A 10,683-nucleotide genomic window follows, 5' to 3' on the forward strand; every position below is an offset into this window, starting at 1 on the left:
CGCCCGGCTTGGTCCAGGGGTCGGCCTCCAGCGCCCGCGCCCAGACCTCGGTGACCACCCGGCTGTCGACGCGGTCGCCGAGCTCGGCGATGGCGCCCCGAGTGAGCTCGTCCCGCGCGGCCAGCGGTACGCCGCGGCTGGTGCCGTTCTTGGCCGGACCACCGGCCGGGTCGCAGCCCGCGAGCGCCTTCACGAAACCGGCCAGGTCGACCGCGGCCTGCTCGAGGTCGAGGTTGCCGTTGGCCGGGTTCTCGCCGGCCAGCCAGGGCACGACCGTCCATCGCCACGGAAAGCCCTCGCCCGGCTCGCCGAGGCCGACCGGCGCCGGGACCGCGAGCGGTAGCCGCGGGGCGAGCAGCGGCAGCCAGCGCTGGTCGCTCTCGGCCTGGTCGGTGGCCCACCCGATGCGCGGCATCCGGGCAAGTAGGTCCTCGCCGATCCGGTAGAGCGTGTGGTCGGTGCCGCCGACCGGCAGCCGCCGTACCGGCAGCTCGGCCCATTGCGGGAACTGGCTCGCCAGCAGCCGGCGCACCAGCTCCGGATCCGTCTCGATCTCGCTCTCGTGCTTCATCCCGACCGACATTAGGCCCGGCCGCCGGCAGGGCACGACCGGATATTCGGTTGAAAGGAAGTTCCTGGAATACGCACGATGAATTCAGGGAAGCATCCCGGTCAGTACTGCAGAAGCTCGAACGGATCCGGATCCGACGTCCACACGACTACTGAGAACGGAAGGAGGCAAGACGATGTGGGACACCGTCGACACCAGGTCAACGCACCTGTCGCACGACCTGCCGTGCCCGCGCTGCGGCCACGCCACGCACACGTTCCTTGCCTGCTCGGACTCGTGTGACTGCGCTCCCGTGCTGATGCCGGGTGTGGTCTCCGGTCCGGTGGCCGCCTGACGCCGGCTGTATCTGTCGAGGCGGCGCCGCCTCCTTTCGGTACGAGCAATTCACCTATGACAGACACGGCGTTTCGCCGTCATGACACCGCGCCGCAGGCGTCCAATAGACAAGGAAGCACGATCGGAGGAAAGGCCATGTGGGACACCGTCGAATCCAGTTCGACCCACCTTTCGCATGACCTTCCGTGCCCCCGCTGCGGCCACGCCGCCCACACCTTCCTCGCCTGCTCGGACTCCTGCGACTGCGAGCCGATCCCGCTCCCGGGCTCTGCCCCGACCACGCTCACCGCTGCCTGACACCGGTCAGGAATCGAGAAGCGCTGGTCTCGCGTCCTGCCTAGCGTTGTACGCGTGTCGACGTAGCCGCACTTACGCACCGCAGCGGATGCCCGGCAACACTCCGACGGCGACGATGGAGTGGACGACAGACAGTGGACGACAGGCAGGAGGCAAGACCATGTGGGACACCGTGGACACCAGCTCGACGCACCTGACGCATGACCTTCCGTGCCCCCGCTGCGGGCACGCGACCCACACCTTCCTGGCGTGCTCGGACTCGTGCGACTGCGAGCCGGTCCTGATGCCGGGTACGGCGTACGCGCCGATCGCCGCCTGACCAGCCGTACTCGCGTCAGGGCTGGAGCAGCACCTTGGTCGCGCGCCGCTCGTCCATCGCTCGGTAGCCGTCGGCGACCCGGTCGAGCGGCAGCGTCAGGTCGAACACCAGCCCCGGGTTGACCTCGCCGGACCAGACCCGCGGCAGCAGCTCCGGCAGGTAGGCCCGGACCGGTGCCATGCCGCCGGCCAGCCCGACGTTGGTGTCGAACATCCGGCGCACCGGCAGCTCCACGCCGTGCGGCACGCCGACGAAGCCGACCATGCCGCCGGGGCGTGCGACGTCGAAGGCGGTGTCGATCGCCTGGCCGGTGCCGACGCACTCGAGCACCGAGTCGGCGCCCACTCCCCCGGTGATCTCCACGACCGCCTCGGCCGCCTCGGCGCCACGCTGGGGAACGATGTGGGTGGCGCCGAACTCGGTCGCGATCTGCTGGCGTGACTCGTGCCGCGACAGCGCGATCACCCGCTCGGCGCCCATCATCGACGCGGCCAGCACGCCGCACAGCCCAACCGCGCCGTCGCCGACCACGACCGCCGTACCGCCCGGCTTGACCCGGGCCGCCACCGCCGCATGCCAGCCCGTCGGCAGCACGTCGGCGAGGGTCAGCAGCGACGGGAGCATCGCCGGGTCCGGCTGGTCGGGCGTCTTCACCAGGCTGCCCTCCGCCTGGAATACGCGCGTGTACTCCCCCTGGCCGCTGAGCGTGAAGCCGAGGTTGTCGCACGCGGAGTGCACGCCGGCCAGGCAGTGCGGGCAGGTGTTGTCGCAGTGGCAGAACGGCACGATCACGAAGTCGCCCGGCCGGAACGACGTCACCGCAGACCCGACCTCCTCGACCACGCCGATCGCCTCGTGCCCGATCGTGTTGCCGGGCTTGATGTCGTTCTCGCCTCGGTAGGGCCACAGGTCTGAGCCGCAGATGCAGCCCGCGGAGACCTTCACGATGGCGTCGGTGTCTCGCTTGATCTTCGGGTCCGGGACCTCGGAGAGGCGGATGTCGCGAGGGGCGTGGATGGTGGCAGCGCGCATGTCAGGCATCTTGTCACTCCCCGCGAGCCCGTGCCGAGACCGCGACTCGCCCGGGGTTGGACGTCAATTTGTGCTATCTCATATCTGAGATACCTTGAACCGCATGACTCAGGACTACCTCGGACGCATCGGCAATCTGATCCGGGACGCCCGCAAGCACCGCGGGCTGACCCAGCAACAGTTGGCTGATGTGTTGTCCACGAGTCAAAGCGCGGTGAACCGGATCGAGAAGGGCCACCAGAACCTCTCCCTCGAGATGCTCGCCAGGATCGGCGAGGCACTCGACTCCGAGATCGTCGCCCTCGGCGCCGGTCCGACCCACCTGCGGGTCACCGGCCCGACCACGCTGTCCGGCACCATCGACGTGAAGTCCTCCAAGAACGCCGGCGTCGCCCTGCTCTGCGCCACGCTGCTCAACCGCGGTCGTACGACGCTGCGCAAGGTTGCCCGGATCGAGGAGGTCAACCGGCTGCTCGAGGTGCTCAACAGCCTCGGCGTGAAGACCCAGTGGCTCAACGCCGACAACGACCTCGAGATCATCCCGCCGGCCGAGCTGGACCTGGCCAACATCGACGAGCACGCGGCGCGCCGTACCCGCTCGATCATCATGTTCCTCGGCCCGCTGCTGCACCGCGAGGAGTCCTTCGAGCTGCCGTACGCCGGCGGCTGCGACCTCGGCACCCGCACCGTCGAGCCGCACATGTCCGCGCTGCGTCCCTTCGGCCTCGAGGTCAAGGCGACCGACGGGTCGTACCACGCCAGCGTCAACCGCGCGGTCGAGCCGAGCCGCCCGATCGTGCTCACCGAGCGCGGCGACACCGTCACCGAGAACGCGCTGATGGCCGCGGCGCTCAACCCCGGCACCACCGTGATCCGGAACGCCTCGTCCAACTACATGGTCCAGGACCTCTGCTTCTACCTGCAGAAGCTCGGCGTCACCATCGAGGGCGTCGGCACCACCACGCTCACCGTCACCGGCGTCGAGGAGATCGACGTCGACGTCGACTACGCGCCCAGCGAGGACCCGATCGAGGCGATGTCGCTGCTGGCCGCGGCCATCGTCACCCAGAGCGAGATCACCATCCGCCGGGTGCCGATCGAGTTCCTCGAGATCGAGCTGGCGACGCTGGAGGAGATGGGCTTCCAGTACTCCCGCTCCGAGGAGTACGGCGCCGAGAACGGCCGCACCCGGCTGGTCGACATCACCACCCTGCCCTCGCTGCTGCGCGCGCCGCTCGACAAGATCCACCCGATGCCGTTCCCCGGCCTCAACATCGACAACCTGCCGTTCTTCGCGGTGATCGCCGCCGTCGCCAACGGCCAGACCCTGCTGCACGACTGGGTCTACGAGAACCGCGCGATCTACCTCACCGAGCTCACCAAGCTCGGCGGCCAGGTCAAGCTGCTCGACCCGCACCGGGTTCTCGTCGAAGGCCCGACCCACTGGTCCGGCGCCGAGATCGTCTGCCCGCCCGCCCTGCGCCCCGCCGTGGTCATCCTGCTGGCGATGCTCGCCTCCAAGGGCACCTCGGTGCTGCGCTCGACCTACGTCATCCACCGCGGCTACGAAGACCTCGCCGAGCGCCTCAACCAGCTCGGCGCCAGCATCGAGACCTTCCGCGACATCTGATTTCTGGCGAGCAGTTTCACTAGGTACCTAGTGAAACTGTCCCAGCCCGCGCGAAGTTTCCGGCGGGCTGGGACAGGAACGGACGGGCAAGTCAGTCGGCCAGCTTCATGTCGAAGATGTGCAGCGACGGTGACGACGGAAGCACCACGAAGGCGACGGTCTTGCTCGGGTCGATGTCGACCTGGTGAGCGAAGACCCGGTAGGCGATGCCGGCGTTGCCGTAGCCGTCGGGCCGGTTGCGGCCGTCACTGGAGGCGACCAGGGTGGCACCGTGGGTGCCCGGCTCCTGGAACGACCAGTTCGGGAAGCCGAAGAATCCGGTGCTGCTGGTGCCGTCGGTGTAGTGGACGGTGACGTTGCCGGAGGCACCGAAGCTCGAGCCGGAGCCGAGGAATGCCAGCCGCTCCCCCGTTCCTGACAGCTGCACCGCCTGACCGCCGGCGGCGACGTTGCCTTCTTCGCCGGGCGCGACATCCGGCCAGGTGAAGTCCACACCGAGCGCGGTGACCGTGCCGCCGGGCGTCACCCCGACCGCGGCCAGCTTCTGCGCCGAGAACGAGTTACCCTCGCCGTCGAAGTCGCCCGCTGTCGTGGCGCTCTCGTCGGTGACGCCCACGTTGTTGTACGCCGCTGCGAGGTTGGGCAGCGCCTCGCCGGTGTACTGGGTGCGAGTGCCGACCGCCGTACCCGCCCCGTCGCCGCCGGTGTACGTCGCGGTCGCGGCGAAGGTACGGATCCGGAAGCCGGGCCGCGGCGCCGGCACCTGGATCTTGAAGGTGAGTGTGGCCGACGCGCCGGGCGACACCGCCTTCGACCAGCTCTGGCTGGCCGGCTGCACCGCCCAGCCGACCGGCCCCTTGAACGACACGTTGAGCCGGGTCAGCCGGGTGCTGCCGTTGTTGGTGACGGTCACGGTCGTGGTGGCGATGTGCGGACCGTCCAGGTCGACCTCGGCGATCGTGACCTCGACGGCGCCGGCGGCAGCAGCGGACCCGGAACCGGCGGGCAGCATGGTGGCGATCAGCAGTGCCGCGACCAGCGCGACTGCGGAGCGGAGCATCGCGATCACCCGACCGGCGGCATCTCGGACTGACGGGAGTCCAGGCCGGGCCGTAGGTCCGCCCACCGTCCGCGAGTGAAGTCCGGTACGGCGACGGCGCGTCCGCCGTTGTTGAGCGAGCGCACGCTCAGCGGCACCGGCGCGCACCACACGGCCGCGTCGTACACGTCGATGTCGGGGACCAGCCCGGCCCGCATCTGCTGGACCACCCGCCACTGCAGGATGTAGTCCATGCCGCCGTGGCCGCCGGGGTTCGGCTGGCTGCCGACCGTCTTCCACAGCCAGTGGTCGAACTCGTCGCGGTACGGCGTGAAGTCACGCCAGGAGTGCCCGCCGTGGTCCGGTTCGACGTACACCCGGGCGCTGGAGCCACCCACCGGCACGTAGTCCTCCATGATCCCGCGGCTGCCGGCCAGGCTGTTGATCCGGCTGTAGGGCCGCGGCGAGGAGACGTCGTGCTCGGCGCGGATCACCCGGCCCTGGTGGGTGCCGATCAGGCAGGTCACCAGGTCGCCGTTGATGTACTCCTCCTGCCACGACGGGTGGTCGCGGGGCACGTTGCGCTCGCGGTAGTCGGCCAGCCCACGCGGTGCGGTCGCCGTCGCCTGCAGGGTCAGCATCCGGTCGCCGCGGTTGATGTCCATCGCGGCGGCGATCGGCGCCAGGCCGTGCATCGGGTAGAAGCTGGCGATGCTGCGGGTGTGCCACTTCCGGCGCCAGGCGTCGGTGTAGTAGGTGTCGCTGAACAGCAGCGCGCGCAGGTCGTGCAGGTAGCCGCCGTGGCCGTTGGTGACCTCGCCGAAGACGCCCTCGTGGGCCATCTTCAGCATCGCCAGCTCGTTGCGGCCGTAGCTGCAGTTCTCCATCAGCCACAGGTGCTTGCGGGTCTGCTCGGAGGTGTCGACCAGGCTCCAGAGCTCGTCCAGCCCGGTTGCGACCGGCAGCTCGACACCGACGTGCGCGCCGGCCAGCAGCGCGGCCTTGCCCTGCTCGTAGTGGAACTCCCACGGGGTCGCGACGTAGACCAGGTCGAGCTCCTCGGTGCGGAGCATCTCCTGGTACGACGTCGCGCTGCCGCCGTACTCCTTCGGCCTCGGCTTACCGGCCGCGACCACCCGGTCGGCGGCCGTCTTGGCCCGGGGTGCGCGGATGTCGCAGACGGCGGTGACGGCGGCGCCGGGCACGGCGGTCCAGCCGCTGAGCATGCCCATGCCGCGGTTGCCGAGCCCGATCAGGCCGATCCGGACGGTGTCGACCGCCTCGAACGGCACACCGATCATCGACTTCTGGCCGGGCTGGCGGGCGGGCACGGAGCTGGCGGAGCTGAGCAGGCTGCCGCCGGCGACAACGGCGGTGGCGGCCATCGTGCCGCCGAGAACGGTGCGGCGGCTGGGGTGGGGCATGTCGACCATGTTCGAGACCACTCCTCACATCGACCCGCGGGCTTCGGCGGCCACGGGGTTGCCGTCCAATCTCTCGATGTGACGCAGTCCTTGTCAAGAGTGATCGAAATGCGATTGATTAGAGCAGAAACGCTCACTCGGTTTGGTCGTGCGGAAGCGCCGCACGCCCATATCGGCGCGTGTGGAGGTAGCAAGCAGAGGTCAGCTGAAGAGGGTCTCGACCCAGGCCCGCGGCCGGAGCGGGGCCGGCGGCTCGGTCATGTCCGCGGTGATCCGGGGCAACCGGGCGGTGTCGTGGGTGGCGTTGCGGTGCCAGTCCGTCTCGGCCTCGATCAACGTGCCGAGGTCGGCACGGTCGAGGAACACCCCGTGCCCCTCGGGGCACTGGGTCAGAGCGAGGGCACCATGGGACACGGACACCATCTCGGTGCCGCATCGGGGACAGTTCGAAGCCGCCATGCTTCGACCGTACTCCCCACGCGATCTCTACCAGTGAGTATCCGGGCCGATGCCGGACCAGAGTTTCGGGTCCACGATCGGCTCATGGACGGCCATACTGCTCCCGTGACTCCCCGCACCAGCCCGACAGTGTCGCCGGCGACCGGCTTCGCCTTTCTTGATTCGGTCCTCGACCAGCCGGGCGCGGCGCTGGCGTTCGCCCACCGCGGCGGCGCCTTCCATCCCGAGATCGAGGGCATGGAGAACACCCTCGCCGCGTTCCGGCATGCGGTCGAACTCGGCTACGAATACCTCGAGACCGACGTCCACGTGACCCGGGACGGCGTCCTGCTTGCCTTCCACGACGACGTCCTCGACCGGGTCACCGACCGCAAGGGCCCGGTCGCCGACCTGACGTACGGCGAGGTGCAGAGCGCGTTGATCGGCGGTCGTGAGGCGGTCCCGACGCTCGCGGCGCTGTTCGACGAGTTCCCGAAGGCTCGGTTCAACATCGACCTCAAGTCGGCCGGCTCGGTGCCGGCGCTGGCGAGGTTCATCGAGGCCCGCAATGCGCACGACCGAGTGCTGGTCGCTTCGTTCTCGGCGACGCGGCTGCGCGAGTTCCGCCGGCTCACTCAGCGCCGGGTGGCCACCTCCGCGCATCCGCTCGAGATCGCCGTGTTCGTTCTGGTGCCCAGCGCCCGGCTCGCGCGCCGGCTGACTCGCGGCCGGGTGGCGGCACTCCAGATCCCGCACCGGGCGCGAGGGCTCACTGTCGCCAGCGCCCGGCTGGTACGGCGGGCAAATGAGGCGGGCGCCCACGTCCACGTGTGGACCATCGACGACCCCGACGAGATGCAGGTCCTGCTCGACCGTGGTGTCGACGGGCTGATGACCGATCGCACCGACATACTCAAGGCCGTGCTGACAGCGCGCGGGCAGTGGAGGGAACAGGCATGAGCGAGAAACCAGAGAGCTCGGAGGGCATCGCCGACCTCCGGCCGCTGTGGCGGGCAAAGGAGCAGAAGGCCTGGTACTGGTACGACTGGGCCAACTCGGCCTACGTCACCACCATTGCCACGGTGCTGTTCGCGCCGTACCTGATCACGATCGCGGAGCGGGCGGCCTGCGGGTTCGTCAGCGATGACGACAAGGGCCTGGACTGCACCGCCGACCTGACCATCCTCGGGCTGTCGGTCGCCCCGGGCGCGCTCCCGGCGTACATCGTCACCTTCTCTACGATCCTGTCGGCGCTCCTGCTGCCGCTGCTCGGCGCCATTGCCGACCGGACCGCCAACAAGAAGGGCCTGCTCGCCGGTTTCGCGTGGACCGGTGCCGCGTTCGCGGCGCTGATGTTCTTCTGTACCGGTGACAACTGGCAGATCGGCGCGATCTCCGCGATCGGCGCCAACCTGTGCCTGGGCGCGTCGATCACCGTCAACGACGCGATCCTGCCCCTGATCTCCGAGGAGGAGGAGCGCGACCGGGTCTCCTCCCGTGGCTGGGCCTGGGGCTACCTCGGCGGCGGCCTGCTGCTGCTGGTGAACCTCGGCATCGTGCTCGGCCACGACGCCATCGGCCTGTCAACCAGCATGGCGGTCCGGATCAGCATGCTGTCGGCCGCAGTGTGGTGGGCCGCGTTCACCTTCATCCCGTTCCTCAAGCTCAGCAACCACGAGCCCCAGCACGTCGTGCCGGAGTCCGGCGGCATCATCCAGCAGAGCTTCGGCCAGCTCTGGTCGACGCTGAAGGACCTGCGCAACTACCCGATGGCGCTGACGTTCCTGTTCGCCTACCTGTTCTTCAACGACGGCATCCAGACCGTGATCGCGACGTCGTCCACGTACGGCGAGAAGCAGCTCGGCTTCGGCACCTCGGTACTGATCGCGACCATCCTGCTGGTGCAGTTCGTGGCCTTCGGCGGCGCGCTGCTGTTCGGCAAGCTGGCGGCGCGGTACGGCGCGAAGCGGGTGATCCTGATCGGCCTGTGCGTCTGGATGGTGATCGTAACCACGGCCCTCGTCGTACCGGAGAAGCAGATCGTGCCGTTTCTCGCCCTCGGCGTGGCGATCGGCATCGTCCTCGGTGGCACCCAGGCGCTGGCCCGGTCATACTTCTCGCTGCTGATCCCGAAGGGCCGTGAGGCCGAGTTCTTCAGCTTCTACCACGCCATGGACCGCGGCACCTCCTGGTTCGGCACGCTCACCTTCGGCGTGGTCTACCAGCTGACCGACTCCTACCGACCGGCCGTGTTCGCACTGATCGTCTTCTTCTTGGTCGGCGGTCTGCTGCTGATGCGAGTCGACACCGAGCGCGGCATCCGTGAGGCCGGGAACCGGGTTCCCAGCGTCGTCTGAGTGCGCGTCGTTGGACCAATGAGGTCAATCACCCTGTGATCTGACATCATCTTGACGCCGAGAGTTCGGTGGGTGTGCTGTTGTGTATTACGGCACATTTCAACAACTTTGGAACAGGGTGACTCAGGCGTACGTTGAGCATGTGACGGCAATTACTTGCCGGAGGGGCGTCATGGTCAGCAGGGTCAGCCGTCTCATGGGTGTTCGTGGGGAGCACAATCAAGTGTTGGGAGGTGGCTCACAATGGCAGAGCGCACACTGCGCGGGGCTCGGCTGGGAGGTCAGAGCTTCGAGGACGAGCGCGGCATTGAGTTCGCGGCTCGCCAACAGGTGGGTTACAAGTGTCCGCAGGGACACGAGTTCGAGATCACGATGTCGGTCGAGGCCGAGATCCCGGCGGTTTGGGAGTGCCCTCGCTGCGGCGCCGAGGCGCTGAGCACGTCGGGCATCGAGCGCGAGGAGAAGGCTGAGAAGCCGGTCCGCACGCACTGGGACATGCTCCTGGAGCGTCGCTCCGAGAAGGAGCTCGAGGACATCCTCAAGGAGCGTCTCGAGCTGCTGCGTGGCGGCGAGATCGGGCCGGCGCACCTGCACCGGGCCAACGCCAAGAAGACCAAGACCGCCTGAGCGTTACTTCTCAGGCTGGTCGATGACCTCGCCCTGGACTACCGCTCCCCCGTGTGGTCCGGGGCGAGTTCCATGTCCGACGACGTACGACGACGCGAGCAGCTTGCGGGTCACCACCCGGGTCAGGATCTTTCGCGCGACCGGCCGGGTGAACGGCAGGATCAGCAGCATCCCGAACGCGTCGGTGACGAAGCCGGGCGACAGCATCAGCGTGCCGCCGACCAGGATCAGCGCACCGTCCGCGAGCTCGCGGGCCGGCATCTTGCCGGTGTTGAGCGAGGTGGTCAGTGCCCGCCAGGCCCGGCCACCCTCGCGCTTGATCAGCCAGCTGCCCAGCAGGCTGTCGGCGATCAGCAGCAGGATCGTCCACCAGACGCCGATTACCTGACCCACTTGGATCAGGACGTAGATCTCCGCGATCGGCATCGCCACGAAGAGAACGAACAGCAGCCACCAGCGCCACCTGCGGCGCCGGGGCCCTGCGTACGTCTCCATGGATTGAGCCTACGTGGCGGCCACTAGATGACTGATTCCAAGGGGTACGGCGGTGTGGCGGCGGTGATGTAGGTCGAGGGTGTCCAAGAGTCGGTGTTGCGAACCAACTCAAGCTCTG

Annotated in this window: 12 protein-coding genes; 6 read left to right on the forward strand and 6 right to left on the reverse strand. The window is 68.6% G+C overall.

Annotated features, from left to right (window positions below; all coding sequences use genetic code 11):
- Positions 1-571: phosphotransferase (locus tag DDV73_RS25070; protein WP_154402903.1), on the reverse strand; the 571-nt coding region annotated here is incomplete at its 3' end.
- 175 nt (positions 572-746) lie between these two features.
- Here DDV73_RS25070 and DDV73_RS28515 point away from each other — a divergent pair.
- Positions 747-905, forward strand: coding sequence for a hypothetical protein (locus DDV73_RS28515; protein ID WP_170126058.1), 159 nt, complete (start codon positions 747-749; stop codon positions 903-905).
- 459 nt (positions 906-1,364) lie between these two features.
- Positions 1,365-1,523: a hypothetical protein gene (locus DDV73_RS28520; protein ID WP_170126059.1), complete on the forward strand. Its 159-nt coding sequence runs from the start codon at positions 1,365-1,367 to the stop codon at positions 1,521-1,523.
- 15 nt (positions 1,524-1,538) lie between these two features.
- On the opposite strand, the gene DDV73_RS25075 is transcribed toward DDV73_RS28520, so the two are convergent.
- Positions 1,539-2,555 carry a zinc-dependent alcohol dehydrogenase family protein gene (locus DDV73_RS25075; protein WP_109510015.1) on the reverse strand — a complete coding sequence of 339 codons (1,017 nt, stop codon included), beginning with the start codon at positions 2,553-2,555 and terminating at the stop codon, positions 1,539-1,541.
- Positions 2,556-2,658: 103 nt separating this feature from the next.
- On the opposite strand from DDV73_RS25075, the gene DDV73_RS25080 reads away from it, so the two are divergent.
- Positions 2,659-4,185 carry a UDP-N-acetylglucosamine 1-carboxyvinyltransferase gene (locus DDV73_RS25080; protein WP_109510016.1) on the forward strand — a complete coding sequence of 509 codons (1,527 nt, stop codon included), beginning with the start codon at positions 2,659-2,661 and terminating at the stop codon, positions 4,183-4,185.
- A gap of 91 nt (positions 4,186-4,276) precedes the next feature.
- On the opposite strand, the gene DDV73_RS25085 is transcribed toward DDV73_RS25080, so the two are convergent.
- From DDV73_RS25085 to DDV73_RS25095, 3 genes are all read right to left on the reverse strand, one after another.
- The gene (locus DDV73_RS25085; RefSeq protein WP_109510022.1) at positions 4,277-5,245 is read right to left on the reverse strand and encodes an NEW3 domain-containing protein; all 969 of its coding nucleotides are present in this window, start codon (positions 5,243-5,245) and stop codon (positions 4,277-4,279) included.
- 5 nt (positions 5,246-5,250) lie between these two features.
- Positions 5,251-6,648: a Gfo/Idh/MocA family protein gene (locus DDV73_RS25090; protein ID WP_240617473.1), complete on the reverse strand. Its 1,398-nt coding sequence runs from the start codon at positions 6,646-6,648 to the stop codon at positions 5,251-5,253.
- 201 nt (positions 6,649-6,849) lie between these two features.
- Positions 6,850-7,107 carry a TFIIB-type zinc ribbon-containing protein gene (locus DDV73_RS25095; RefSeq protein WP_109510017.1) on the reverse strand — a complete coding sequence of 86 codons (258 nt, stop codon included), beginning with the start codon at positions 7,105-7,107 and terminating at the stop codon, positions 6,850-6,852.
- Positions 7,108-7,212: 105 nt separating this feature from the next.
- Between DDV73_RS25095 and DDV73_RS25100 the strand changes: the two genes are divergently transcribed.
- From DDV73_RS25100 to DDV73_RS25110, 3 genes are all read left to right on the forward strand, one after another.
- Positions 7,213-8,046, forward strand: a complete 834-nt coding sequence (locus DDV73_RS25100) for a glycerophosphodiester phosphodiesterase family protein (RefSeq protein WP_240617474.1) — start codon at positions 7,213-7,215, stop codon at positions 8,044-8,046.
- Positions 8,043-9,443: an MFS transporter gene (locus tag DDV73_RS25105; RefSeq protein ID WP_109510019.1), complete on the forward strand. Its 1,401-nt coding sequence runs from the start codon at positions 8,043-8,045 to the stop codon at positions 9,441-9,443. The genes DDV73_RS25100 and DDV73_RS25105 overlap by 4 nt, the downstream gene beginning before the upstream one ends.
- Positions 9,444-9,686: 243 nt before the next feature.
- Positions 9,687-10,070, forward strand: coding sequence for an RNA polymerase-binding protein RbpA (locus DDV73_RS25110; RefSeq protein WP_109510020.1), 384 nt, complete (start codon positions 9,687-9,689; stop codon positions 10,068-10,070).
- Between the two features lie 3 nt (positions 10,071-10,073).
- Here the strand turns inward: DDV73_RS25110 and DDV73_RS25115 are convergent, their stop codons facing one another.
- Positions 10,074-10,565: an FxsA family protein gene (locus DDV73_RS25115; RefSeq protein WP_109510021.1), complete on the reverse strand. Its 492-nt coding sequence runs from the start codon at positions 10,563-10,565 to the stop codon at positions 10,074-10,076.
- Positions 10,566-10,683: the final 118 nt, after the last annotated feature.

This window comes from Nocardioides speluncae, from assembly GCF_003121585.1.
GTDB classification, from domain to species: domain Bacteria; phylum Actinomycetota; class Actinomycetes; order Propionibacteriales; family Nocardioidaceae; genus Nocardioides; species Nocardioides speluncae.